General features: G+C 56.4%; 19 protein-coding genes. 8 read left to right on the top strand and 11 right to left on the bottom strand.

What is annotated here, in order from left to right; all coding sequences use genetic code 11:
* Positions 1-14 precede the first annotated feature (14 nt).
* Entirely contained in the window at positions 15-704 is a 690-nt protein-coding gene (locus tag ACTO3O_RS00290) for a YggS family pyridoxal phosphate-dependent enzyme (protein ID WP_297829973.1), read from the bottom strand.
* A 55-nt stretch (positions 705-759) separates the two neighbouring features.
* Here ACTO3O_RS00290 and ACTO3O_RS00285 point away from each other — a divergent pair, with 55 nt between their 5' ends.
* The 6 genes from ACTO3O_RS00285 to ACTO3O_RS00260 are packed head-to-tail and all read left to right on the top strand — an operon-like array spanning position 760 to position 6,122.
* Positions 760-2,454 (top strand): dipeptidase, encoded by a 1,695-nt coding sequence (locus ACTO3O_RS00285; protein WP_297829971.1) that lies wholly within the window; start codon positions 760-762, stop codon positions 2,452-2,454.
* 3 nt (positions 2,455-2,457) lie between these two features.
* Positions 2,458-3,360 (top strand): glycosyltransferase family 2 protein, encoded by a 903-nt coding sequence (locus ACTO3O_RS00280; RefSeq protein WP_297829969.1) that lies wholly within the window; start codon positions 2,458-2,460, stop codon positions 3,358-3,360.
* A 3-nt stretch (positions 3,361-3,363) separates the two neighbouring features.
* Positions 3,364-4,185 carry a glycosyltransferase family 2 protein gene (locus tag ACTO3O_RS00275; protein WP_482596227.1) on the top strand — a complete coding sequence of 274 codons (822 nt, stop codon included), beginning with the start codon at positions 3,364-3,366 and terminating at the stop codon, positions 4,183-4,185.
* A gap of 16 nt (positions 4,186-4,201) precedes the next feature.
* Complete coding sequence (locus ACTO3O_RS00270; RefSeq protein WP_298080560.1) at positions 4,202-5,023, top strand: glycosyltransferase family 2 protein; 822 nt, start codon at positions 4,202-4,204, stop codon at positions 5,021-5,023.
* Positions 5,024-5,034: 11 nt separating this feature from the next.
* Positions 5,035-5,622: a helix-turn-helix domain-containing protein gene (locus tag ACTO3O_RS00265; RefSeq protein WP_294592269.1), complete on the top strand. Its 588-nt coding sequence runs from the start codon at positions 5,035-5,037 to the stop codon at positions 5,620-5,622.
* A 14-nt stretch (positions 5,623-5,636) separates the two neighbouring features.
* Positions 5,637-6,122 carry a GNAT family N-acetyltransferase gene (locus ACTO3O_RS00260; RefSeq protein WP_297624890.1) on the top strand — a complete coding sequence of 162 codons (486 nt, stop codon included), beginning with the start codon at positions 5,637-5,639 and terminating at the stop codon, positions 6,120-6,122.
* A gap of 59 nt (positions 6,123-6,181) precedes the next feature.
* On the opposite strand, the gene ACTO3O_RS00255 is transcribed toward ACTO3O_RS00260, so the two are convergent.
* Both ACTO3O_RS00255 and ACTO3O_RS00250 read right to left on the bottom strand, forming a co-directional pair.
* Positions 6,182-7,738, bottom strand: a complete 1,557-nt coding sequence (locus tag ACTO3O_RS00255; RefSeq protein WP_482596224.1) for a sulfatase family protein — start codon at positions 7,736-7,738, stop codon at positions 6,182-6,184.
* 18 nt (positions 7,739-7,756) lie between these two features.
* Entirely contained in the window at positions 7,757-10,201 is a 2,445-nt protein-coding gene (locus ACTO3O_RS00250; protein ID WP_297829225.1) for an outer membrane protein assembly factor BamB family protein, read from the bottom strand.
* A 229-nt stretch (positions 10,202-10,430) separates the two neighbouring features.
* Between ACTO3O_RS00250 and ACTO3O_RS00245 the strand changes: the two genes are divergently transcribed.
* Positions 10,431-12,209: a DUF4091 domain-containing protein gene (locus ACTO3O_RS00245; RefSeq protein WP_297829223.1), complete on the top strand. Its 1,779-nt coding sequence runs from the start codon at positions 10,431-10,433 to the stop codon at positions 12,207-12,209.
* Positions 12,210-12,285: 76 nt separating this feature from the next.
* On the opposite strand, the gene ACTO3O_RS00240 is transcribed toward ACTO3O_RS00245, so the two are convergent.
* The 8 genes from ACTO3O_RS00240 to ACTO3O_RS00205 form a co-directional block, all read right to left on the bottom strand.
* The gene (locus ACTO3O_RS00240; RefSeq protein ID WP_297829220.1) at positions 12,286-12,897 is read right to left on the bottom strand and encodes an HdeD family acid-resistance protein; all 612 of its coding nucleotides are present in this window, start codon (positions 12,895-12,897) and stop codon (positions 12,286-12,288) included.
* A 435-nt stretch (positions 12,898-13,332) separates the two neighbouring features.
* Positions 13,333-15,243 (bottom strand): membrane protein insertase YidC, encoded by a 1,911-nt coding sequence (gene yidC, locus ACTO3O_RS00235; protein WP_297829217.1) that lies wholly within the window; start codon positions 15,241-15,243, stop codon positions 13,333-13,335.
* A gap of 10 nt (positions 15,244-15,253) precedes the next feature.
* Positions 15,254-16,879, bottom strand: coding sequence for a CTP synthase (gene pyrG / locus ACTO3O_RS00230; protein ID WP_297829214.1), 1,626 nt, complete (start codon positions 16,877-16,879; stop codon positions 15,254-15,256).
* A gap of 14 nt (positions 16,880-16,893) precedes the next feature.
* Positions 16,894-18,858 carry a DUF349 domain-containing protein gene (locus ACTO3O_RS00225; RefSeq protein WP_297829210.1) on the bottom strand — a complete coding sequence of 655 codons (1,965 nt, stop codon included), beginning with the start codon at positions 18,856-18,858 and terminating at the stop codon, positions 16,894-16,896.
* Positions 18,859-18,969: 111 nt separating this feature from the next.
* The gene (gene uvrA, locus ACTO3O_RS00220; protein WP_297829207.1) at positions 18,970-21,858 is read right to left on the bottom strand and encodes an excinuclease ABC subunit UvrA; all 2,889 of its coding nucleotides are present in this window, start codon (positions 21,856-21,858) and stop codon (positions 18,970-18,972) included.
* Complete coding sequence (locus ACTO3O_RS00215; protein ID WP_297829205.1) at positions 21,848-22,801, bottom strand: lytic transglycosylase domain-containing protein; 954 nt, start codon at positions 22,799-22,801, stop codon at positions 21,848-21,850. The genes uvrA and ACTO3O_RS00215 overlap by 11 nt, the downstream gene beginning before the upstream one ends.
* Positions 22,802-22,811: 10 nt before the next feature.
* The gene (locus tag ACTO3O_RS00210) at positions 22,812-23,585 is read right to left on the bottom strand and encodes a sulfite exporter TauE/SafE family protein (protein ID WP_297829202.1); all 774 of its coding nucleotides are present in this window, start codon (positions 23,583-23,585) and stop codon (positions 22,812-22,814) included.
* 12 nt (positions 23,586-23,597) lie between these two features.
* Complete coding sequence (locus ACTO3O_RS00205; RefSeq protein WP_482596219.1) at positions 23,598-24,404, bottom strand: amidohydrolase; 807 nt, start codon at positions 24,402-24,404, stop codon at positions 23,598-23,600.
* A 147-nt stretch (positions 24,405-24,551) separates the two neighbouring features.
* On the opposite strand from ACTO3O_RS00205, the gene ACTO3O_RS00200 reads away from it, so the two are divergent.
* Positions 24,552-25,394 carry a CvfB family protein gene (locus tag ACTO3O_RS00200; protein ID WP_297829196.1) on the top strand — a complete coding sequence of 281 codons (843 nt, stop codon included), beginning with the start codon at positions 24,552-24,554 and terminating at the stop codon, positions 25,392-25,394.
* Positions 25,395-25,483: the final 89 nt, after the last annotated feature.

Genomic DNA, 25,483 nt, shown 5'->3' with positions numbered 1-25,483 from the left:
GGTTATTCTGTTTACTATTTTCGGTCTCCGAAGATGCTGCTTCCCACGCGGATCATCGTCGCCCCCTCTCGGATCGCCGTCGGATAGTCGCCCGACATGCCCATCGACAAGGTGTCGATCTGCGGCAGGTATCTCTCTTTGAAGCTTGTAAAAACGCTATGCAATCTCGCGAATTCACGTTTCACCTGCGCTGCATCTTCCGTCAGCGAAGCCATCCCCATCAGCCCCCGGATCCGGATGTTCCGGAGTCCGGTCAGAGAACCGTCCTGCAAAAAATGTTCCAATTCGGACGCATCCCAGCCGAATTTCGTCTCCTCGCGAGCGATATGCACCTCCAACAACACATCGATCACCCGTCCCGCCTTAGCCGCCTCGCGGTCGATCGCCTCGGCCAGCCGCCACGAGTCCACCGAATGGATCAACGACACGAACGGTACGATGTACTTGACTTTATTGGTCTGCAAATGGCCGATCATGTGCCACTCGATATCCCGGGGCAGTGTCTCGTATTTGGCCACCATCTCCTGCGGGCGGCTCTCTCCGAAGATACGTTGTCCGGCGTCGTACGCCTCCCGCACGGCCTCCGCCGGATGGAATTTCGACACCGCCACCAGAGTGACCGTTTCGGGCAAAGCGGCCCTTATGTGTGCCAGATTTTCGGCAATCGTTCCCATAGGATTCGATTTTATGCGTATATTTGTCATTCCCGCGTCCGTGTCGACGCGGACACGACAGTCAAAACAAATTTACTGCATACCGATGAAGAAAACAAAACTTTTCGCGGCTTTGCTGGCCGGAGCTCTGCTGAGCGGCGGCCCGAGCGCGATGGCATGCACCAACATTCTGGTGACCAAAGGGGCTTCGAAGACGGGTTCGACGATGATTAGCTATTCGGCCGACTCGCATACGCTGTACGGCGAACTTTACTATCGTCCGGCGGCGGACTATCCGGCCGGGACGATGATGAAGGTCTACGAATGGGACTCGGGCAAACTGCTGGGCGAGATTCCGCAGGCGGCCCACACCTATTCGGTGGTGGGGAATATGAACGAGCACCAGCTTTTGATCGGCGAGAGTACCTGGGGCGGGCTGCACCAACTGGTCGACACGACGGGGATCATCGATTACGGGTCGTTGATGTACATTGCTTTGCAGCGGTGTCGGACGGCGCGCGAGGCGGTCGAGTTCATGACTAAACTGGTAGCGGAGTACGGCTATGCCTCGTCGGGCGAGTCGATCTCGGTGGCCGATCCGAACGAGGTGTGGGTGCTCGAAATCATCGGAAAGGGGACGAAGATCGTCGACGGCAAGAATGTGAACAAGGGGGCTGTGTGGGTGGCCCGGCGGATTCCGGACGGGATGATTTCGGCGCATGCCAATCAGGCGCGGATCACTACCTTTCCGCTGAACGACCCGGAAAACTGCATCTACTCGCCGGACGTGATCTCGTTTGCGCGCGAAGCGGGGCTGTACACCGGGAAAGACAAGGATTTCGACTTCGCGGCTGTCTATAACCCGTTCGATTACAGCGGGATGCGGGGCTGCGAGGGACGCGTGTGGAGCGTCTTCCGCCAGGTGACCGACGGGATGGACAAATACCTCGACCACGTGACGGGGCGGAACCCGAAAAACCGGCTGCCGCTGTGGGTGAAACCGAGTCACAAACTGACCGTCAAGGATGTGGCGGAGTTCATGCGCAACCATTACGAAGGGACGGAGCTCGATATGACCTGCGATCCGGGAGCCGGCGCTTTCAAACTGCCGTACCGTTGGCGGCCGATGACCTTCAAGGTGGGCGACGAAGAGTTCTTCAACGAACGGGCCATTGCCACGCAGCAGACCGGCTGGTGGTATGTGGGCGAATGTCGCGGATGGCTGCCCGATCCGATCGGCGGGGTGCTCTGGTTCGGGGTGGACGATGCGGCCGGTTCGCCGCTGACGCCGTTCTACTGCGGTATCGACCGGATTCCGAACGCCTATGCGGTGGGGAACGGGAATATGACGACCTACTCGGAAACGTCGATGTTCTGGGTGGTGAATCGGGTCACCAATTTCGCTTATCAGCGGTATAACATCATCCAACCGGACGTGAAACGGGCGATGGATCGGTTCGAAAACCGCTGTTTCGCCGAACAGCCGGCGGTGGACGGCGCGGCGGAGATGCTCTACAAACAGAATCCGAAGCTGGCGATCGACTTCCTGACCGATTATTCGGTCAATACCGCTCAGCGGTTGTTCGATACGTGGGTGGCGCTGGATCGTTACCTGCTGGTGAAATATATCGACGGGAATGTCAAGAAGGAGGATGCCGAAGGGGTATTTACCGACAACGGCCAGGGGCGCGGCATTCCGGCCATGCCGGACTTCCCGGGCTACAGCGAGGAGTGGAAAGCGATGGTCAAAGAGGCGACGGGCGATCGCCTGAAGGTCGTGGAGGCGACCGGTAAAAAATAACGTATGACGGTACCCGACTATACGACATCCGACCCGCAGGCGGTCGTGGTGTACGACTATATCCCGGAGATTTCAGGCACGAAGCCTGAAATCTCCGTTGTCGTTTCGACTTATAACCAGCCGGAGTGGCTCGAAAAGGTTTTGTGGGGATACGAGGTGCAGAGCGAGAGTTGCGGGCGGTTCGAAGTGGTGATTGCCGACGACGGCTCCGATGAACGGACGCGGCAGATGCTGGATCGGATGACCCCCCATTTGACCTTTCCGCTGCGCTACGTTTGGCAGGCGGACACGGGATTTCGGAAGTGCCGCATCGTCAATCGGGGCATACTCGCCACACGGAGCGAGTATATCGTGGTGACGGACGGCGACTGTATTCCGCGGAGCGATTTTCTGGCGACCCATCTCCGATTGCGACGTCCCGGCTGTTTCCTGTCGGGCGGGGCGGTGAGGCTGCCGATGGAGCTCTCCCGGCTGATCGGCAAAGAGGATATCCTCACCGGACGCTGTTTCGATCGCGATTGGCTCAAAGAGCACGGATTGAAGAAATCGTTCCGGAACAATAAACTGACGACTTCGACCGGTTGGGCGGCTTTTTTGAATGCGGTGACACCGGCCGGGGCGACTTGGAACGGCGGGAACGCTTCGGGTTGGAAATCCGATTTGCTCCGTATCGGAGGTTATGACGAGCGGATGGAATACGGGGGTGAGGATCGGGAACTGGGCGAACGGCTGATGAATGCAGGTATCAAAGGGCGACAGGTGCGCTATTCGGCCGTGTTGCTGCATCTGGAACACGGACGGGGATATGTGCACGAAGAGGCGTGGGAGCGGAACCGGGCGATTCGAAAAGAGACGGCCCGCACGAAAAGCGTCTGGACACCTTACGGTTTTCCGAAAGAAGAATAAGTTATGAAGAGGAAACGCGATTTTACGGTAACTTTATTGGTTTCTACCTATAACAAACCGGATTATCTTCGTCAGACATTGCTGAGCGTAGCGCGCCAGACGGTGTTGCCGGACGAGGTGGTGGTTGCCGACGACGGCTCGACGGACGAAACCCGACAGTTGATTGACGAGATACGAACGCTGATCCCGATTCCGATTCAACGCGTTTGGCACCCGGATACCGGATTTCGACTCAGCGAGATTCGGAACAAAGCTATCGCTGCCGCAAAAGGGGAATACATCATACAAACTGACGGTGATATTGTTCTCGGTCGTCATTTTGTTGCCGATCATACGGCCATCGCGGAGCACGGATGGTTGGTGTGCGGGAGCCGGGTCTACCTCGGGCCGAAAACGACGGAACGGATATTGAATAAAGGTTTTTCCCGCTTCCGCGGATTATTCGGCTCGCAGCATGGTAGTTTTGCCAACAGTTTCCGTATCGGTTGGCTCGGACGTTACCTGTCAAAACGGTATGACCGGAAAGCTACTCATATACGAGGATGTAACATGGCTTTCTGGCGACAGGATCTGATTGCAGCTAACGGTTATAACGAAGATATCGTGGGCTATGGCGCTGAAGACGGCGAAATCGTTCATCGAATGAGAAACGGCGGTGTCAAAAATAAAATGCTCAAATTCGGCGGGATTGTTTATCACCTGTGGCACCCGTTACTTTCCCGCGACTGTCTGGCTGCCAATCAGAATATCCACACCCGGACAAAAACCGAGGGGATAACCAGATGCGAAAACGGAATCGATAAATATTTGAATGACAAACAATAATAATTTCTCGTCCGCTATGCAACCCGGCTGTGACTTTACGACGACTTTGTTGATCTCGACCTATAACAAACCGGATTATCTTCGTCAGACATTGCTGAGCGTAGCGCGCCAGACGGTGTTGCCTGACGAGGTGGTGATTGCTGACGACGGCTCGACGGACGAAACCCGACAGTTGATTGACGAGATACGAACGCTGATCCCGATTCCGATTCAACGCGTTTGGCACCCGGACGACGGTTTTCGGAAATGCGAGATTCTCAATAAAGCGTTGGCACAAGCTGCGGGAGAGTATATTATTCAAACCGACGGAGATATTATACTCGAACGCCATTTCATGGCCGACCACCTGGAGATGGCGGAACGGGGATATTTCGTATGCGGCAGCCGGATTTTGCTGCCGGAAGAGGTTACCCGGCGGATTTTAGACGGCACTCAGGAATTACCGCGTTTGAGAGACGGGAAAATAGGATTTTGGTTCAACGGTTTGCGAATCGGCTGGTTGCGACACTATTTGACAAAACGATTCGGCAAAAAAGCCGAACGAGGAATTCGCGGATGCAACACCGCTTATTGGAAAGCCGATTTGGTCGCCGTAAACGGGTTCAACGAAGACATAACCGGATGGGGAGCCGAAGATGCTGAAATGGCTTTTCGGATGATGCACAACAGGGTGCGGAAAAAGATCCTGAAGATGGGCGGGATCGCTTATCACATGTGGCATCCGTTATCGTCGGACGACCGGTTACAGATCAACGAAGCCATTTTGAAAACGGTCAAAAACGATCCGGATAAAGTTCGTTGCGACAACGGGATAGATAAACATTTGTCGGAACTTTAAATCAATCGCTTATGTTAGCCATTATCGGTCAGATCATCCGCCAGCTGCGCGAAGAGAACGGCATCACGATCGAAGAGCTCTCGGAACGGGCCGGAATCGATGCGGACAAGCTGGCGAAGATCGAAAACAATCAGGCCAACCCGTCGTTAGGCATATTGATTCGGCTTTCGCGCGCTATGGGGGCTAAGCTCGGCACCTTGTGGGGCGGGAAGGGGGAAGAGGAGCGCGCGGCCGTCGTGGCGCGGAAGAGCGAAGTGGAGAACCATCCCGCATTTGTCGGCAACGAAGCCGAACGGAGCGGCCATCTCGCTTTTTATGCCTTGGCTCAAGGGAAAGCCGACCGGCACATGGAGCCGCTGATCGTAGACGTTTTGCCGGGCCGGACGAACTCCGGAGCGACTGCGAAACTCCGCTCGGAGCATTCGGGCGAAGAGTTTCTGTACGTGCTCGACGGCGAAGTGACGCTCTACTACGGAGACGAAATCCATTGCTTGGAGGCTGGAGACAGTATCTATTACAACTCCGTGGTCCCTCATTTTCTGGTCAACGAGACCGCTGCACCGGCGCGCGTGCTGGCTATGCTCTACACACCGTATTAAACGACGATTGGGATATGATACGTCCGGTACGACCGGCCGAAGATGCGGCCGCCATCTGCGAAATATACAACCATTATGTGACCGATACGGTCGTGACCTTCGAGAACGAGGCGATCGCCCTGCCGGCCATGCGCAAGCGGATCGAGACTATTGCGGCGCGTTTTCCTTACCTCGTTTATGAGCAGGGGGGAAGAGTGCTGGGGTATTGTTATGCCGATACTTGGCGTACGCGCGTAGCCTATGACCGGACGGTGGAGACGACCGTCTATCTGCACCGCGACTGGATGGGAAAGGGAATCGGCAGCCAGCTCTACGCCGAACTGCTCGGACGATTGCGGACGGCGGGTCTCCATGTGGCGGTGGCGAGCATTACGCTGCCCAATACGGCCAGTGTGGCTTTGCACGAACGGTTGGATTTTCGCAAAGTGGCCCATTTCACCGAGGTAGGGTGGAAGTTCGACAGATGGCTCGATGTCGGATTTTGGGAACTGATTCTTTGAAAATAATCGGGGCGACATTTTCTGAAAAGAAATGTCGCCCCGATTATTTTTCTTGCGGCCTACTCCGTCCGATCGTCGTACTGCTCCCGCAGCTGTTCCAACCGTTCGTGCATACGGGCCCGCACCTTCGCCAACTTCGGATCGTCGTACCGGTTATGCAACTCCGTCGGATCGGTTTTCAGGTCGTAGAGCTCCCACGTATCGATATCGTCGCCGTAGAAGTGGATCAACTTGTAGCGATCCGTCCGCACACCATAATGCCGACGAACATGATGTTCGCCCGGGAACTCGTAATAGTGGTAGTAAATCGCGTCGCGCCAACCCTTCGGCTTTTCGTCTTTCAGCAGCGGCACCAGCGAAACGCCTTGAATATCCTCCGGCACCGTCGCCCCGGCCAGCGTCAGGAAAGTCGGCGCATAGTCGATATTTTGCACCATCTCGCGAACGACCCGCCCGCGTTCGACCCCTTTCCAACAGTCCGGCAGCCGCATCAACAGCGGCGTGCGCAGCGACTCCTCGTACATGAACCGTTTGTCGAACCAGCCGTGTTCGCCCATGTAGAATCCCTGATCCGACGCATACACGATCAGCGTATTTTCGAGCAGCCCCTCTTTTTCCAGGTACTCCATCAACCGACCGATGTTGTCGTCCAGCGATTTGACACTCTTCAGATAGTCCCGCATGTAGCGTTGGAACTTCCACTCCACCAGCTCCTTTCCCGACAGGCTATCGGCCAGAAAACGGTCGATCAGAGGCTGGTAGACGCTGTCCCACTGCGCCCGTTGCTCCGGCGTCATCCGCGCCCGCTCGCCCCAGACGTAAGCCCCTTTGAGCGGCGTCAGGATCGTGCTGTCCAGCATCTTGAGGTCGTAGGTCAAGTCCATATCCTTGTCGATGCTCATCTCCTGGTCAGCCGCCGCCGGTCGTCCGGCATAGTCGTCCCAGAAAGTCTCCGGCACCGGGAAAGTCCGATCCTCGAACTCCGTCAGGTCACACGTGTCGGACATCCATATCCGGTGTACCGCCTTGTGGTGCAGCATCAGACAGAACGGCTTCGACTTGTCGCGGTTTTCCAGATAGTCGATCCCTTTGTCCGTAATGATGTTGGTCACATAGCCGTGTTCGCGGTGCGTCCCTTCGGAGGTAATGAAGTCAGGATTGTAGTACGATCCCTGTCCCGGCAGTATCTCCCAATGGTCGAAACCGGTCGGGGTGCTGAACAGGTGCCATTTCCCGATCAAAGCGGTCTGATAGCCGTTCTGTTGCAACAGTTTCGGAAAAGTCTGCTGCGAACCGTCGAACGGCTGTCCCCCCTCGTTTTTAAGAAAACCGTTTTTGTGGCTGTATTTCCCCGTCACCAGCACCGCCCGGCTGGGCCCGGAGATCGAGTTGGTCACGAAGCTGTTTCCGAACCGTACCCCCTCGCGGGCCAGCCGGTCGAGATTCGGCGTGCGGTTATAACGACCGTCGTAACAGCTGATGGTCTGGAACGAGTGGTCGTCGGTCATGATGTAAATGATGTTCAGCGGTTTATCGCAGCCCGTCTCGGGCTTGTTTTTCGCCGAAGCTCCGAAAGCCGACAGACTCATCGGCACCAAAAGCAACGATTTGTTCATCCGAATTTATGGTGTTTATTAATTGATTTTGAAACAGTAGAGGTTTCCGGAAAAATCCGCCACCCACAGCCCGTCTCCGCTCACTGCTGGCGAAGAGAAGATCGGCGCCCCGAGGTTCCGTTTCCACAGGAAACGACCGTTCTCGGCATTGACCCCGTACAGGTATCCGTCCGAAGCCCCGAACACCAGCGTTTCACCGATCAGCACCGGCGAGGTCTCTACCGAACTCTGAAAGTCCTGATAATAAGGAACCGTGTAGAACAAGGCCGGTCTTGTCAGGAAATTCCATACCGGTCGGAAACTCTTCCGGTCGAACGCGACGACCCCTTTGTCTGCCGTCCCGACGTAGACCATCCGATCCGTTACCACCGGCGCACAAGCCCCCTCGAATGTCATGCCCGACTGTACGGCACTTTTCAGGATATCACCCGACCGCGGATTGATCAAAAACAGCTCGTCGCGACTGGCCAGATAGATATTCCCGTCGTAGATCGTCGCCGAACCATCGCGGAAACGGATCTTCGAGTCCTGTTTTTTCCACAGCAGCCGCCCGTCCTTCACATCGTGTGCAAACAGGCCGTTCCAGTGCGACGATACCAACGCGATTCCCTCGCCCACGGTCGTCGTCGACTGTGTCCCTTCTCCGCCGCTCCACGCCTCGTTTTTCCAGATCACTGAGCCGTCTTTCACCCGCAGAGCCGCGAAATTACCGCCCTGTCCCGCATAGACCACGCCGTCCACCACCGCCAAACCATGCAGGTTTTCCGGCAGGATATTCGATGTCAGTTTTTTATCCCAAACCAGCTTTCCGCTCTCCCCGTCGATGGCATAGAGCCGCATCGAAGCGTCGCAGGCCAGCACCAGCCCGTCGCTGTAAACCATCGTATTCTTCACCGAATTGTCGGTTTTGAAGCGCCAGAGTTCCCGTCCGGTCGTCGCATCGTAAGCCACGACGGCACATTTTTTCAGGTTGTCGTCGTCGATCGTGGCCACGAACACCCGTCCGTCGCCCACCACCGGCGAGGTCATAAAGATATTTCCGCCCGCATTCTGCGACCAGACGCAGCGCGGCGCCGACGAAGCACCTCCTTCGGCTATCCCCTTATGGGTCGCCGCGCCGCCCAGATTGGCCCAATCCGCACCGACAGTCACCGTAACCGGTGCATCGGCCACCACGAAACTGCGGTGTTCCACCAGTCGGGTACCATCCGCAAAATCCGCCTCCGTGACCAGCTTTTGGGTCCCTTTCCGATGACCGACAGCCAGCGCGCCGCTCCAGCCCCAGTCGGTCTGCGGCACCAGCGACACCCACCGGCCTCGTTTCGCTCCATCGACCCACGCTACCCGAACCGCCGTAGCCGGCGACGCAGTCCGATAGGCATTCACCCGCACCGGAATCGCACCGTTCACCGCCGCAAGCGTATCGTGCTGCGCCGGCAGCGCCAAGGTCAGCGTACCCGGAATATTCGTATATCGTGCCCGCGTCTTCTCCGACAGATTCCCCTCGGCATCCACGCTGATCACCCGGAAGCAAGCCGGAGAATGATCGATTCCGCCCTTGTCCGGAGTCGATGCGCAATAGGTCACCACGCCGCCCGACTCCTTGGCGTACTGGCTGTGCCAGTGTCCGTAGATAAAGGCAACGAGGTTATGTCGCTTCATGTCGATGCTGTCGCCCCCGGCGCGAATCACGAAGTCGTCGCCCGGAAACCAAAGGTCGTGGTTGAACATGATGACCTTCTTATCCGGATCGGTCTGCGCCAGATCGTTTTTGATCCACTCCAGTACCTGCTTTTTGCTGTACGAAGGGGCATGGTCGCCGCCCAGCATCGGAAGCGCCAGAAAATGGACGTTACCGACCTCGAAAGAGTACCACGTCGGCCCGAATCGCTCCTCGAAATACTGTTCGCCGTAATCGCCCCGCACCAGATCGTGATTCCCGATCGTATAGTACATCGGTATGCCCATCTGCCCGTTCCGCACGTTCGCGGCATGGAAATCGAGTCCCGGCATATAGCAAATATCGCCCGTGTGCATAATGAAAGCGGTCGAATTGGCCGCTGCATAGTTCTTCAGATCGTCGATCCACTCCTTCGGCGTCGGAGTCTCGGTGTCGGTGATCTGGATGAATTCGAAAGCGCCGGTATGGCCGTTCCTCACCAGCCCGAAATCGTAACTTCCCGTCCCGGGAACGATTTTCAGGTAGTGCGTCTCGCCGGGTCGGTAACCCGACGGTGTCGTAACGGTTACGAAGCGGGCCGTCGGATCGTCGGGCAATTCGAACGAACCGTCGGCGGCGGTTTTGACCACCTCCCGACCGTTGCTGACCGATACACCGGCCATGCCGCGCTCGGTGGCGTTACGCATGCCGTTTCCGTCGGCATCGTAGTAAACGGTTCCCCGTAGCTGTCCGGCTGCGAACAGCGGAGCACACAAAAGAGCTGTAATAAAAAGTTTTTTCATGGTTTTGGGTTAGTAAAATATCCGGAGCCTGGCTCCAAAATTTTTGCAAGTTACTAATTTACGGAACAATCGCCAAGGTGTGCGGGCGACTATCCGGAGAGAGGGATTCGGCAGCGAGGGGTCGATTTTGAGCCGGAATCATTTTTCCTCCGTATCTTTGCTTTTGACGACGGTTCGAAGGGCTTTGTACAGAGCCGCCGTCCGAATTAGAAACCAACCCATTCATTTTATGAAACATACCCTGATTTTTTCTCTTTTATTCCTTTGCGGAACGACCTCTTTTGCCCGCCAGCAAGCGGACGGCTCGCCGTTGGGCGCCTATGAAGAGCTGACCGATACCCGGGCCCACGACGGTCGGGAAGTGTGGGAGCGGATGTCGGCTCCGGTTCGGCTGGGGTGGGGCAGCACCGATATCCGGTACGCGAAACAGGATCTCCCGACGGTCGAAAAGATCGGTCGGTTGCGGCTGAAAGCCTGGAAAGGCGAGCGGATCCATGCGCAGGCGGTGCTTTGGACGCGCGAGGCGTTGAAAGAGGTGAAAGTAACGGTGAGCGAGTTGCGAAACGGGTCGTCGGTGATTCCTTCGGAAGACGTGACGCCTCATTTCGTGCGCTATGTGATGACCGACGAGCTCAACAAAGACGGCAAGGGCGGTTGCGGACACCGGCCGAACAAGGCGGATTGGGACTCGTCGCTGGTGTCCGATGTGCTGGATATCAACAAAGTACTCGATATCGAAGCCTGCACGACACGTCCGATCTGGTTGAGCCTGCGGGTTCCGACCGATGTCCGGGCGGGACGTTACAGAGGGACGCTGACCGTATCGGGAGCGAATTTCAAGCCGCTGAGCCTGCCTTTCGAAGTCGAGGTGCTGGCCCGGACGCTGCCCGAACCGAAAAAATGGGCGTTCCACCTCGATTTGTGGCAGAATCCGTATGCCGTCGCACGGTATTATCAGGTGCCGCTCTGGAGCCGGGCGCACTTCGATGCGATGCTTCCACTGATGCGGATGTTGGCCGATGCGGGACAGCGGGCGATTACGACCAGCATCATGTACAAACCGTGGAACGGACAGACGGAGGATCATTTCGACAGCATGATTACCCGGATCAAACGGATCGACGGCACGTGGAGCTACGACTATACGGTCTTCGACAAATGGGTCGAATTCATGATGAACGAGGTGGGAATCGACGAGATGATCAACTGCTACACGATGATTCCGTGGGATTTACGGTTCGACTATTACGACCAGGCGACCAACCGGGTGCAGTTTGTCGAGGCGAAACCGGGCGATGCGGCTTATACGGAGTACTGGGGAGTTTTTCTGAAGGATTTCGCCCGCCATTTGCGTGAAAAAGGGTGGTTCGAAAAGACGGCGATCTCGATGGACGAACGGCCCATGGAGGCGATGCGCGAAGCGATCAAGTTGATTCGGGAGACGGATCCGGAATTCAAAATCACGCTGGCCGGCAACTACCATCCGGAGATCGAGTCCGACCTCTACTACCTGAGTATTCCGTATGGTCAGCAGTTCCCGAAAGAGGTGAAGGCGGAACGCGAACGGAGAGGACAGATCAGTACCGTTTATACGTGTTGTACGGAGGCTTTCCCGAATACGTTCACTTTCTCGGCGCCGGCCGAAGCGGCGTGGACGGTGTTTCATGCCGTGGCCGGAGGATATGACGGGTATTTGCGTTGGGCGGTCAACAGCTGGACAACCGATCCGTTGCGCGATTCGCGTTTCCGCAGCTGGGCGGCGGGCGACACCTACAGCATCTATCCGGGGCCGCGGAGCAGCATCCGTTTCGAACGTCTGGTGGAGGGGCTTCAGGATTGCGAAAAAATCGCCCGGCTGCGGGCGGAGTTAGGGGCCAGAGGGGCGACCGAAGAACTCGACAAATTGAATCGGACGGTGGCCAAATTCACTCCGGAGGGTTTGGCGGCGAGCGGCCAATCGGCTACGGAGATGGTGGCGGAGTTGCACGCGTTATTGAATGCGTTATAATTCGCGTACTGAGCATATAAATAGAAAGGCCTCAGAAAATTTTCCGAGGCCTTTCTATTTTTCAATCTCCCAAGGCTTATTCTTCGATCTTTTTCACCTCTTCGTCCACCGCCTTGGTCTCTTCTTTTTCCTGCGACACCGGAGCTTCGTGTCCTTCCAACGGAGCCCGCAAGGTGAAGTAGCTGAAAATTTCCATCACACCATAGGCCAGAATCCAAGCTCCGATAAAGGTCATGAACCAAGAGGCCATATAGGTCGGTTGTGCGGCGGCGAAAATCCCGGCTACCATCAGCAAAATCGAAAAGAAAAAGTAGAACCCGGGTACTTTCACGCCGTTTTTCTTGATTTTATACATCGAGACCAACTGATAGAGCCCCAAGAAAATCAAGAGTACGCCGAAAAGAATCAGGAAGAGGTTCGTCCACAGCTCCGGACTGAGCAGTAACAGTGTCCCCCAGATCACGGCAATCGGAGCGGCAATCGGCAGGTATTTCCACCGGTCTGTCATCCCTTTGGTACGCACGATGAAGCTGACGAATTGAACGACTCCGATCACGATGGCGACCACACCGATCAATTTAACGCCCCATTGTAGAATCCTGACGGACCAAACGATCATCACGAGTCCGACAATCATGGCTACAATACCCCACAAGAGAGCATTATAGGTTCTTATAGTCTTTTCCATTCTGATGTAAATTAAGTTTTATCCGAATTTTAACAAAAACCGCGCCAAGACTTGGTTATTCCGTGTCTACCCGCATGGAACTGCCGCTTTCTTGTAAGAAAGCGGCGCAAAGAACTTTTGCAGAGGTCGTCCCGTTGGGCCGACCACGGGTTCTCTCCGCCTTGTTCGTTGGGCTGTGGTTTTCCGGCGCGGGCGCATTGGGGTAATACTCGCATTATAGCGCCCCGCCGAGAAAACACAGCCCAACCAATCGGGCAGACACGGCCAGAGCATCCCACAGGGATGCGCTCGAAAGTTTTTTTGGTTCTTTTTGTTCACAACCGACGCTGCCAGCGAGGGCAATGCAAACATGGTTTGCAAATTGCCGAGCGGCGAGGAGAAAAACGAGCGGAGCGAAGTTAAAAAGAACAGTACCCTCCCGGGCAAAGACAGAATTTATCGTTTACCGCCACGTTGCTGCTGTTGTTTGCGCAACGCCTCCTGTTGCCGCTGCATCTCCTCGAGACGCATCTGCCATTTCGACTTCTTGATCGGCTTTTTCGTATTCTCCATCATCTGGGCATGCAACTTTTTCTCGTCCACGATATACCGGAACGCATAAGTCTGCCCGATGGTGATCAGATTGGACAAAAAGTAGTAATAGCACAGCCCGGCCGAGTAGTTATTGAACCAAACCAACAACAGAACCGGCATGAGATAGAGCATCATGAACTTCATCCCCGGCATCTGCTGGTTGCTCATCCCCGCCGACTGCGCATAGTTGATTTTCGAAGTGATGAAGAGCGAAACCGCCATCAGCAAAGCGAACAGACTGACATGATCGCCATAGAACGGAATGCTGAAACCGTCCGGGAAAGTCCAGATGCTGTCATACGACGACAGGTCGTCCGCCCAGAGGAACGATTTGTCCCGCAACTCGATCGCCGCCGGGAAGAAGCGGAACATGGCGATCAGGATCGGAAACTGAATCAGCATCGGCAGACATCCGCCCATCGGATTGACCCCGGCCGACTTATAGAGCTGCATCATCGCCTGTTGTTTCTTCATCGCATCCTCTTTGCGGGGATACTTTTCGTTCAGTTTGTCGATCTCCGGTTTCAAGAGCCGCATTTTCGCCGTCGAGAGGTACGATTTATAAGTGAGCGGGAAGATCAACAACTTGATCAGCACCGTCAGGATCAGGATAACGATGCCGAAGTTGGCAATGTAACTCCCCAGGAAATCGAATACGGGAATGACGACATACCGGTTGATCCATCCGATAATCCACCAGCCCAGCGGCACGAGTTTCTGGAACTCCAAATCTCCGTACTGCTTCAAAACCGAGAATTTATTCGGCCCGAAGTAGAATTGCAGGTCATACCCTTCGGTCATCGAAGCCGAGTAGGGGAGTGTCATCGCTGCCGAGAAGTCCTTGATATTATCGTCCGTCGGCGGGAAGGTGTTGTATTTCAAAGCCGCCGTAGCGAAGTTGTCATTGGCGACGATGATCGATGAGAAGAACTGCTGTTTGAAAGCCACCCATTGGACTTTCGTCGAGATGTTCTCCTCCTTCGTCCCCGTGGACATGCCGAGCTCCTCGATAGAGCTCTCGCCCGGATATTTGTAAGCGATCGTCGTATAGTTGTTTTCGTTCTGGAACCCTTTCTCTTCCTGCGGCGAGACGATGTTCCATGCCAACGTCATATCCGGTTGGTTCGGCGCAATCTTCCCTTTGAAGTGCGAGAGGTCGATCTTCATGTCCACCAGATAGTTGTCCGGCCGAATCGCATAGCGATATTCCAGATAGGAAGCCTTCGCACTGTCCGCATAGAGCCGGAAGGCGATTACGGAATCCGAAACCGTCTGAGGCGTGAAATAGAAGTCGGCGGTATTGATCTGCATCGGTGCGAAGAGGTTCAGGTTGAACCGCGAACCCGCTTCGGTGAAGAGCATCAGCGGCTCTCCGTTATACCGCTTGTACTCCTTGAGCCGTGCCGCTGCAATCCGCCCCCCTTTATTCGAGAATGTCAACTCGAAAAGATCGTTTTCGAGGGTGTAAAACTCCTCTTTTCCGACCAATTGGGCATTGTATATGCCGCCGCCTCCACCCAGCACGGTTCCCACCGCCGGTGCCTGCGGATTCACTGCTGCCGTATCCGGCATCAGGCTCCCCTGGTTGAAACTTTCGTCCGTGGCCAACCCTTGTTGCCCTGCCGGCGCATCGGCCCGTGCAATGGAGTCGTTGATCCGCTGTTGTTCCTGTTGCGCCGCTAACCGCTCCGTGTATTGTTTGTTGTTGTACCAGCTGAACCCGAACAAGAGTACGCCGATAATCAGCAAACCGATCAGTGTGTTTTTATTCATCTATGAAACTCTATTTCTGCTTGTTATCCCGATAATCGATGGCCGCTGCCACAAATCCGACGAAAAGCGGATGCGGATGGATGACCGTGCTTTTATATTCCGGATGGTACTGCACGCCGACGAACCACGGGTGTCCCTCGACTTCGACCACCTCTACCAGATTGGTATCCGGGTTGATCCCCGTGGCAATCATCCCTGCCGCCGCCAAGGCGTCTTTGTATTTGTTATTGAATTCGTAACGATGCCGATGCCGTTCCGAGATATCCGCCTTTCCGTATGCCGCATAGGCGTGCGACCCCTCCTGCAAACGACACGGATAGGCCCCGAGGCGCATCGTTCCGCCCTTTTCCGTAATCCCTTTCTGTTCTTCCATCAGGTCGATCACCGGATCCGGCGTCGCCCCTGTCTCGGTGGAATTGGCCTCCGCCAACCCCAGGACATTCCGGGCGTATTCGATCACGCTGCACTGCATCCCGAGGCAAATCCCCAGGAACGGAACACCGTTCTCCCGCGCATAACGTACCGCCGTGATCTTCCCTTCCAATCCCCGATGTCCGAAGCCCGGCGCCACGAGAATCCCGCTCATATCACCCAAGGTGGCAGCCACATTTTCGGGCGTAATCTTTTCCGAGTTCACGTATTGCAAGCTCACCTTGACATGATTGGTCGCTCCGGCATGTACAAACGCTTCGCAAATCGATTTATAGGCATCCGGCAGTTCGGTGTATTTCCCGACCAGTGCGATCCGTACCGTCCCGTTGTCCGGATGTTTGACCCGATCGACGAAATCGCGCCATTTTTCGAGGTCGATCGGCCGTTCGGTATCGAGTCCCAACTTCCGCAGCGAGACGATATCCAGCTTCTGGTCGAGCATCATGAGCGGCACTTCGTAAATGGTCGGCACGTCGAGCGATGCCACCACCGCGTCCGGTTCCACGTTGCAGAACAGAGCGACCTTCCGCTTCACCTCTTCGGTCAGCGGCATTTCCGACCGCAGCACGAGGATATCCGGCTGCAACCCGTTCTCCTGCAACTGTTTGACCGAGTGTTGCGTCGGCTTGGTCTTCAGCTCGCCGCTGGCCCGCATATAAGGAATCAGGGTCAAGTGCACCACCAAAGTATTCCCGAACCCCAGTTCATACCGGAGCTGCCGCACGGACTCGATGTAGGGCAGCGATTCGATATCCCCCACCGTACCGCCGATCTCGGTAATCACCACATCGTACTTATGTTTCGCTCCGAGGTACTGAATGCGGCGCTTGATTTCATCCGTAATGTGCGGAATCACCTGAACCGTCTTTCCCAGAAATTCCCCGCGCCGCTCTTTGTTGATGACGCTCTGGTAAATCCGCCCGGTAGTGACGTTATTGGCCTGTGAAGTCGGCCGCCCGAGGAATCGTTCGTAGTGTCCCAAGTCCAGGTCGGTCTCCGCCCCGTCCTCGGTCACGTAACATTCGCCGTGTTCATACGGATTGAGCGTTCCCGGATCGACGTTGATATATGGGTCGAGTTTCTGGATCGTCACGGAATATCCCCTGGCCTGCAACAACTTGGCCAGCGAAGAAGCGATAATCCCTTTCCCCAGCGAAGAAGCGACCCCGCCGGTTACAAAAATGTATTTGGTCTGTGATTTCATAGAAATGTCATCCATTATTCTTCCTGTCCTTTCATATCTGCCTCTTCCGGGGTTGTGGCCTCGGCAGGCGTCTCTTCGTCCGCCGCCGTTGCGGTCTGCTGCACCGGACGGTCGATCAGTTTGATTTTCTCCAACATCGTGGCAATCTGTGCCTTAGCCCGTGCGATTTTCGATTCGACTTCTTTCACCAGCCCTTCGGCGTTTTTCGACTTGGAGAAGAAGCCGATGTTGTTCTCCCACAGCTGGATATCCGCCTCGATCTGCCGAATTTTCGCATAGATCCGATCGCGTTCCTGTCCCAGCTTCCGACTCCCTTCCTCCTGAATCTTCGCTACTTTGTCGCGGAAATTACGCAGGTGACGCTCCCGTTCCTCTCCCCTCAGCAGGTCGAACAGTCCGTCCACGATTTTCCGATATTCGGCCTGAATCGCCTCCTTCTTTTTGATCGGCACGAACCCGATCTCGGCCCACTTCCGCTGGTACTCCTTGATCGCGTCGAACGTGATACCCGCCTTCTCCTGTAACCGGGCACGCATCTCGTCCAACAACGACTGTTTCTGGGTCAAATTTTCCGCATATTGCGAATCCTGATTCCCGAAATGTTCCGCTTTGCGGGCAAAGAACCGATCGCTGGCCGTCCGGAACCGTTTCCATACCTGTTCCGAGTGCTTCCGCGACGTAGCGCCGATCTCTTTCCACTTCTTCTGCAAGGCGATCAGCGCATCCGTCGTCGCTTTCCAGTCTTCGCTCTCCTGCAACGCCTCGGCCTGAACGCAAAGATCCAGTTTCGCCTGCAAATTATCCGCGATTTCGGACTTCATCCCTTGATAAAAAGTCCGCTTCGCTTCGAAAAAGCGGTCGCAAGCAGCCCGGAAACGTTCGTAAATCTTCGTATTATCTTTCTTCGGTGCAAACCCGATGGTTTTCCACACCTTTTGAATCTCGATCACCCGTTCTGAAGCGGCATTCCACTCCTTGTGCGACGTCAAAGCCCCTGCCGCCAACTCTTCGACCTTCTCGCACAACTCGGTTTTGAGGGCCAGATTTTGTTTCTGCTCCTCCTTGATCCCTTCGAAATAGTCCTGATGCCGCTTATTGATCTGCCGGCTGGCCTCCTTGAAGCGATCCCACAAAGCCTCCTTGAACTCCGCCGCCACCGGCCCGATCTCGCGCCACTGGTCGTGCAGTTTCTGCAACTTGTGGAACGCCTCCGTCACACTCGGCTCCAGCATCAGCTTTTCGGCCTCTTCCGCCAGCTCCGTCTTCGCCTCGTAGTTCTTTTTGAGGTCTAAATCGCGAAGTTCCTTGTTGATTTTGATGTAGTTATAGAAATTCTCGACGTGGTGATGATAGGTCTCCCACAAATCCTTGAGTTTCTCCTGCGGCACCAGTCCCGCCTCTTTCCACCGCTGCTGCAACTCGCGAAAGGCATTGAACGTCTGTCCCAACGTCTCGTTCCCGTTCACCAGCTCTTTGAGCTCTTCGATAATCCGCAACTTCGTCGCATAGGCCCGCTCTTTCTCCTCTTCGGCCTGATTGACGAAAGCGTCCCGTTTCTCCCGATACCGAACCAGCGACTCCTTGAATTTCGCTTCATTTTCGTTTTCGGCCGGTTTGAAATCTTCAGCCGCACCACCGTTTTCGATAAAAGCCGTCCGCTGTGCCTCGATTTCGGCCCGTCCCGCTTTGTAAAAAGCGATCTTCACGGCTTCGACATCCCCCCGCAACTGTTGCACCGGACGTTTTTCCAGCATCTCCGCCAGCAGAGCGATCAGCTCCTCCTGCGTCTTCCCTGCATAGGGATTGGCCGCAGCCGGCGTTTCGTTTTCCGTCGCCATCGGGACGGTAGTTTCCTGCGTAGTTTCGACTTCCGTCTCCTCAGGGGCGATTGCTGCGGCCTCTTGCGGAGCAGGAGTGTCGAACTGCTCGCTCTGCGCTTCGACAGGGTTCTGAGCAGAAGGTAAACCTTGACTTTCCATGTGTTGTTCAGGTTGTTTGAGTTGACAAAATCAAAGATGCCCGCCTTTCCGAAGAAGTTTGCTTAATCAAGCCGCTTCGGAAAAGCGGGCATCCCAAACGTTCCTACAAAATTAGGAAGTTTTTTCGCCATTCTCAAATTTTTTCGCCTTGGGTCGCCGGCTCTTGGCCGCTTTCGGAGCCGTCTTTTCCAGCAGCGGTTTCAGGAACCGACCGGTATAGCTCCGTTCGCATGCCGCCACTTCGGTCGGCGTCCCCTGAACGATCAACTCGCCGCCCCCTTCGCCTCCCTCGGGCCCGATGTCGATCAGGTGGTCGGCCACTTTGATCACATCCAGGTTGTGTTCGATCACGATCACCGTGTTTCCCTTGTCCGCCAGCTTGTTCAGCACCCCCAACAACACCCGGATATCTTCGAAATGAAGCCCCGTAGTCGGTTCGTCCAGAATGTAGAGCGTGCTGCCCGTATCCCGCCGCGAGAGCTCCGCCGAGAGCTTGATCCGCTGGCTCTCGCCTCCGCTCAGGGTCGTGCACGGCTGCCCGAGCCGCAAATATCCCAGCCCCACATCCTGAATCGCCTTGAGTTTCTGATGAATGGTCGGTACGTGCTCGAAAAACTCGACCGCCTGATTGACCGTCATATTCAGCACTTCGTCGATATTTTTCCCCTTGTACTTCACCTGCAACGTCTCCCGGTTATATCGATGCCCGTTGCACGCCTTGCAAGTCACATAGACGTCCGGCAGAAAGTTCATCTCGATGGTCTGTACCCCCGCACCGCGGCACTCCTCGCACCGTCCCCCCTTCACATTGAACGAGAATCGGCCCGCCTTATATCCCCTGATCTGCGCATCCGGCGTCGCCTCGAACAGCTTACGGATATCGCCGAAGACATTGGAGTAGGTCGCCGGATTGCTCCGCGGACTGCGCCCAATGGGCGACTGGTCAACGATCACCAGTTTGTCGATATGCTCCATCCCCTCGATCCGGTCGTAGGGCAGCGGCTGGTCGAACGACCGGTAGAGCTCCCGCGCAATGGCCGGACGCAGCGTCTGGTTGATCAAGGTCGATTTCCCGCTGCCGCTCACCCCCGTCACCACAATCAACTTCCCGAGCGGGAACCGTACCGTGATGTTTTTCAGATTATTCCCCCGCGCACCGTGAATGGTTAGGAATTTGCCAGACCCTTTCCTGAGTGTCGCCGGAATCTCGATCGCCCGCCGCCCGGTCAGGTAATCGGTCGTATAGGTAGGCGTTTTCAGTACTTCATCCAGTGTCCCTACCGCAGAAATCTCCCCTCCCTTTCTGCCCGCCGCCGGCCCGACATCCACCACCCAGTCCGCCGACTCGATCATCTCCTGGTCGTGCTCCACCACGATCACGCTGTTCCCCGCGTCCCGCAGCTGGCGGAGCGAGTTGATGAGTTTGACATTATCCCGCTGGTGCAGCCCGATGCTCGGTTCGTCGAGGATGTAGAGCACGTTGACCAGCTTCGATCCGATCTGCGTCGCCAGCCGAATCCGCTGGCTCTCCCCGCCGCTGAGCGTCCGCGACGAGCGCGACAGCGACAGGTAGCCCAACCCCACATCCATCAGGAACCGCAACCGGTCGCGAATCTCCTTGAGTATGTCCCGCGCAATGGCCTGCTGCTTTTTGTTGAGTCGGGTCTCGATCCCGTCGAACCACGCGGTGAGCTCCTCGATGCTCATCGCCGAGAGCTCCGCGATGTTCTTTCCGTCGATCCGGAAGTAGAGCGAGTCCTCGCGCAGCCGCGTCCCGCCGCACACTGAACACGGCCTGCGTTCCACATACTGCTCCTTCCACTTCGTCCCGCGTTCGCCCTCTTCGGCCTCCGCTTCGAGGTAGGCGATCACCCCCTCCCAAGTCGTCATACAGCTGTTCCGCGCTCCCGACAGAGCCGTCACCCGCAGCGGCGTGGCGTCCCCGTAAAGCAAGGCGTTCATCGCCACTTCGTCCAACTCGTCGAGCGGCGTGTCGAAGGTGAAGTCGTACCGCGCCGCCAAGGCCCCCATCTTGTTAAAGATGGAGTTGGTTTTCGGCTTCCCGAGCGGCTGAATCCCTCCTTTGTTAATCGATTTACTCCCGTCCGGAATGATCCGCGAGATGTCGAACACCGTCTCCTCGCCCAACCCGTTGCAGTGCGGACAAGCCCCCTGCGGCGAGTTGAACGAAAAGGTGTGCGGCGCCGGCTCGTTATATGAAATCCCGGTCGTCGGACACATCAGGTTCCGGCTATAGAACCTGGCCTCACCCGTCTCGTAATCGGCCACCATCATCGTCCCTTTCCCCTGCCGCATCGCCTCTTCGAGGCTCTTTTTGATCCGCACCTCGGCTTCCGGCTCCGCCACCATCCGGTCGACCACCAGTTCGATGTGGTGAATCTTATACCGGTCGAGCTGCATTCCCCCGTGCAATTCGACGATCTCCCCGTCCACTCTGGCATACAGGTACCCTTTCTTGATCATCGATGCGAACAACTCCCGATAATGCCCCTTCCGCCCCTTGACCACCGGTGCGAGCAGCGCGATCCGCTTCCCGCCGAACCGTTCGATGATGAGTTCCGTGATCCGCTGGTCGCTATAGTGGACCATCTCCTCACCCGTCGCCTTGGAGTAGGCCACCGACGCCCTGGCGAACAGGAGGCGCATGAAGTCGTTGATCTCCGTCACTGTCCCCACCGTCGACCGCGGATTGCGCCCCGTGGTTTTCTGCTCGATGGAGATCACCGGACTGAGCCCCGTGATCTTGTCCACGTCCGGCCGTTCCAACGTGCCGAAAAACTGGCGGGCATAGGCCGACAGCGTTTCGAGATACCTGCGCTGCCCCTCGGCATAGATGGTGTCGAAGGCCAGCGACGATTTTCCCGAACCCGACAGACCGGTGATCACGGTCAGTTTGTTCCGCGGAATCGTGACGTCCACGTTTTTGAGGTTGTGCACCCGCGCCCCCTCGACGATAATCCGATCGTGTTTATTTTCCATTTTCTCTGAACCCTTCGGTCGGAATCATGACCTCGTAGGTCGTTCCCGCCTTGTTCGCGTACTCGTAACTCCGAATCCACGGATTGAGTATCCGCAATACTTTGTAATTCGTTCCGTATTTGGCCGCCACCGCCGACCATTCGATATTCGGGCCGCCGACCTTCACCCGTCTGTAGTTTTCGAATGCCGGCAAATAGTCCTTCCGTCGCAAGTGGAAACCGTATTTTTTCGGATTTTCGACCAGCAGTTTGAAGGAGAGGATCCGGTAGACATACCGCATCGTCTCCTCCGGCAAAAAGAGGTCGTAGTAGGACTTCACCCCCTGGATCGCCATCCGTTTGCTGACCCCCGCCAGCCCCGCATTGTACGAAGCGGCCGCCATCGTCCAGTTGCCGTACCGTTTGTAAGCGTCGCGCAGGTACTTGCACGCCGCTTCGGTCGATTGCTCGACATGGAACCGCAGGTCGACATTGTCGCCCGTCTCGACCCCGTAATCTTTGGCCGCCGACTTCATCAGCTGCCACAGCCCCGAAGCTCCGACCGGCGAGACGGTGTTCGGGTCCAGATTGCTCTCCGCCATACAGAGATACTTGAAGTCCTCCGGAATGCCGTACTTCTTCATGATCGGCTCGATGACCGGAAAGTAGCGGGTCGTCATCCGCAGCGTGCGCAACGTCCGCGATTGCATGAACATCGTGACGGTCATCTCGCGTTCCAGCGCCTCGCGCACCTCGGCATATTCGAGCGGAACCCGTTCGCCGGCAAAGGTCAGCTCCCGCGGCAAATTGGGTACGAACACCGGCGAAGCCTCGCTCGGCACCTCGGCCACAGCCGCCGGGGCCGGCGAAGGGGAAGGGCGTCCCCCCTTCCCCTGCTGGGCACAAGCCACGGTCACACTACCCGCCGAAAGAGCGGCGGCAAACAGAATCGCGATTTTTTTCATTTCAGTCGATCTACAATATGTTATCCAACGCATTTTTAATGCTGATTATTTTAAACAAATCCAATACGGTCAGCACGATAAAGACCACTAAGAGCCACCGCAGGAACTGCGTATTGATCCGCGTCGCATAGCGCGAAGCCACATAAGCGCCAATGACGTTCCCGATCGAGTGGACAAGACCGTAGCCGTAAGCGATCTGGCCGTGATACATGAAGACGGCCAGCGAAAACGGGATGTAGAGCATCACGATGAAGCTCTTCAGCGCGTTGGCCGTAATCACGTCGTATCCCATTCCCATGATGGTCAGCCCCAGGATCACATAACCCATCCCGATCTGGAACGCGCCGCCGTAGAGTCCCACCAGAAAGAACCACAGGAGATCCAGTTTCCGCACCCCTCTCGGCGGTTTTCCGTTCCCTTTGAAGATACGGTTCGGACTGAATATCAACAACGTCAGCAGCAAAATGAGGATCGTCGCCAGCAGGATGACGAAGATCGACGGATCGACCCATGCCGCAAACTCGGCCCCCGCCAACGCTCCCAAAGCCGTCGGTATCCCTAACTTCAGCCCCACGGAATAGTCGAGCAAATGCTGTTTCCGGAAATTGACCGCCGCAGCCGTAGCCTGGAACAGCACCGGAAGACGGTTCGTTCCGTTGGCGATCTCGATCGGAAGCCCCAGCGCCGTATAGACCGAGATCGACACCGCCGCGGCCGCCCCGGCAAAGGTATTGACCACGCCGACGAAAATCCCGGAACAGATCAGCAGTATAACGATCGACACGCTCATCGGCTGCTACTCCTCGCCCAGGGTGAAGTCATCGGCATCCAGGTGGGCCGGAAACCGCTTCCGGAAACCCTCCAGCTCATCAAGCGAAAGGGTGGCATGGATCATCTCCTCCCGCCCCGGCACCGCCTCCGCCAGCGGCTGCCCCAGAAAGTCGAGCACCGCCGAATCGCCCGAATAGCTGTTCCCCGGATCCGTTCCGCATCGGTTGCAGCCCACCACATAAGCCTGATTTTCGATTGCCCGCGCCCGCAGCAGCGTGCTCCACGCATACCGCCGCGCCTCCGGCCAGCTGGCCACATAAACCAGTACGTCGTAATCCTTCCGATTCCGCGAAAAGACCGGGAAACGCAAGTCGTAACAGATCATCGGGCAAATCCGGAACCCTTTGTAGTGGACGATCAGCCGCCGCTCGCTCCCCGGAGCATACCGCTCGTGCTCGCCCCCCATCCGGAACAGGTGTCGTTTGTTGTAGGTCAGCCACACGCCGTCCGGAGCGACGAAAAACAGCCGGTTGAAAAATCCCGCCTCCGCCTCCGTCCGCCGGATGTGGTCGCGAATCGCCACGCTCGTAATAATCGCCTTTCCCGTCCGCATCGCCAGTTCGCGCAAAAACGAAACCGCCTCGCCCTTCATCTCCTGCGCGATCCGCTCCGGCTCCATACTGAACCCCGTGGCGAACATCTCGGGCAGAACGATCAGATCCGCCTCGCCCGCCTCCCGATCGACCCATTCGGCCACCCGCCGGCAATTTTCCGCCGACGACTCCCACCGGGTATCCATTTGAAAAACAGCTAATTTCAGTAATTTGTCCATCGCTTCGGAAAGTAAACCATCGAATCGTGCAAAGTTACGCTTCCGCCGGCTTTCCTGCAACGAAAGTCGGCGGATAATTCGGCACCCCGGTCAAACTATCGCGGAAAATTCTATCTTTGTAGCAACCAAAAAACGAAAGCGGAGAAATTGATACGAGTTGCGAATTACAATCGGCTGACCATCGCGCGCGAGACCGACAACGGGCTCTACCTGACGGACGAAGAGGGGCGCGAGGTGCTGCTCCCGAAACGATACATGCCGGAAAACTACGCCGTCGGCGATCCGATGGAGGTCTTCGTCTATACCGATTCGGAAGACCGTCCGGTGGCGACGACCGAACGGCCGAAGGTCGTCGAGGGAGGGATTGCGGCCTTGCAGGCCGTGGGTTTCAACTACCACGGCACGTTCGTCGACTGGGGGCTGCCCAAAGACCTCTTCGTGCCGAAACGGAACCAGCAGGCGCCGATGATGGTCGGCGAGTGGTACGCCGTGGCCTTGTACGTAGACAACGTGACGGGACGTCCGGTGGGGACGACGAAATTGGCAACACGGGTCAATAACGACGAGATTACCGTGCGACCGAAAGAGGAGGTCGATATTCTGATCGCCGTGCGGAAACCCAAGGGATACCGGGTGGTTATCAACGACCGCCATTGGGGGATGCTCTACGACAACCAAATCTTCACCGACGTGAAACTCGGCATGCGGATGAAGGGGTACGTGCGGAAGATCGCGGAAGACCACCGGATCGACATCTCGCTGCAACAGGAGGGGTTCGACCAGGTCAAAATCGCCGCCGACGAAATCCTGAAAATGATCGACGAAGCGGGCGGCGTACTCTCCGTAGGCGACAAATCCGACCCCGAAGAGGTGCGGCTGACGACCGGGATGAGCAAAAAGATATTCAAACGGGCCGTAGGCTACCTGATGAGCCACGGCGTGGTCGAGGGCGGCGATCAGACGGTCGAACGAATCGATCGTAAAAAATAATCGAACGCCGACCTGTTCGGAAAAGACGAGGATTTTTGTACTTTTGCCGGTCGGTCTTTTTTTTCAGCCGACCCGAACATTTATCATAC

Source organism: Rikenella sp. (assembly GCF_056799795.1).
Note: the sequence above shows the minus strand (reverse complement) of the source record. Positions and strands in the feature narration are given on the sequence as shown.

What these genes read in the sequence shown, in the direction of transcription:
- ACTO3O_RS00255 (WP_482596224.1), bottom strand. Translation starts at nt 7,738, where the DNA reads ATGAACAAATCGTTGCTTTTGGTGCCGATGAGTCTGTCGGCTTTCGGA.
- ACTO3O_RS00240 (WP_297829220.1), bottom strand. Translation starts at nt 12,897, where the DNA reads ATGGAAAAGACTATAAGAACCTATAATGCTCTCTTGTGGGGTATTGTA.
- ACTO3O_RS00215 (WP_297829205.1), bottom strand. Translation starts at nt 22,801, where the DNA reads ATGAAAAAAATCGCGATTCTGTTTGCCGCCGCTCTTTCGGCGGGTAGT.
- ACTO3O_RS00245 (WP_297829223.1), top strand. Translation starts at nt 10,431, where the DNA reads ATGAAACATACCCTGATTTTTTCTCTTTTATTCCTTTGCGGAACGACC.
- ACTO3O_RS00285 (WP_297829971.1), top strand. Translation starts at nt 760, where the DNA reads ATGAAGAAAACAAAACTTTTCGCGGCTTTGCTGGCCGGAGCTCTGCTG.
- ACTO3O_RS00270 (WP_298080560.1), top strand. Translation starts at nt 4,202, where the DNA reads ATGCAACCCGGCTGTGACTTTACGACGACTTTGTTGATCTCGACCTAT.
- ACTO3O_RS00205 (WP_482596219.1), bottom strand. Translation starts at nt 24,404, where the DNA reads ATGGACAAATTACTGAAATTAGCTGTTTTTCAAATGGATACCCGGTGG.
- ACTO3O_RS00260 (WP_297624890.1), top strand. Translation starts at nt 5,637, where the DNA reads ATGATACGTCCGGTACGACCGGCCGAAGATGCGGCCGCCATCTGCGAA.
- ACTO3O_RS00265 (WP_294592269.1), top strand. Translation starts at nt 5,035, where the DNA reads ATGTTAGCCATTATCGGTCAGATCATCCGCCAGCTGCGCGAAGAGAAC.
- ACTO3O_RS00250 (WP_297829225.1), bottom strand. Translation starts at nt 10,201, where the DNA reads ATGAAAAAACTTTTTATTACAGCTCTTTTGTGTGCTCCGCTGTTCGCA.
- ACTO3O_RS00280 (WP_297829969.1), top strand. Translation starts at nt 2,458, where the DNA reads ATGACGGTACCCGACTATACGACATCCGACCCGCAGGCGGTCGTGGTG.
- ACTO3O_RS00225 (WP_297829210.1), bottom strand. Translation starts at nt 18,858, where the DNA reads ATGGAAAGTCAAGGTTTACCTTCTGCTCAGAACCCTGTCGAAGCGCAG.
- yidC (WP_297829217.1), bottom strand. Translation starts at nt 15,243, where the DNA reads ATGAATAAAAACACACTGATCGGTTTGCTGATTATCGGCGTACTCTTG.
- ACTO3O_RS00290 (WP_297829973.1), bottom strand. Translation starts at nt 704, where the DNA reads ATGACAAATATACGCATAAAATCGAATCCTATGGGAACGATTGCCGAA.
- uvrA (WP_297829207.1), bottom strand. Translation starts at nt 21,858, where the DNA reads ATGGAAAATAAACACGATCGGATTATCGTCGAGGGGGCGCGGGTGCAC.
- pyrG (WP_297829214.1), bottom strand. Translation starts at nt 16,879, where the DNA reads ATGAAATCACAGACCAAATACATTTTTGTAACCGGCGGGGTCGCTTCT.
- ACTO3O_RS00275 (WP_482596227.1), top strand. Translation starts at nt 3,364, where the DNA reads ATGAAGAGGAAACGCGATTTTACGGTAACTTTATTGGTTTCTACCTAT.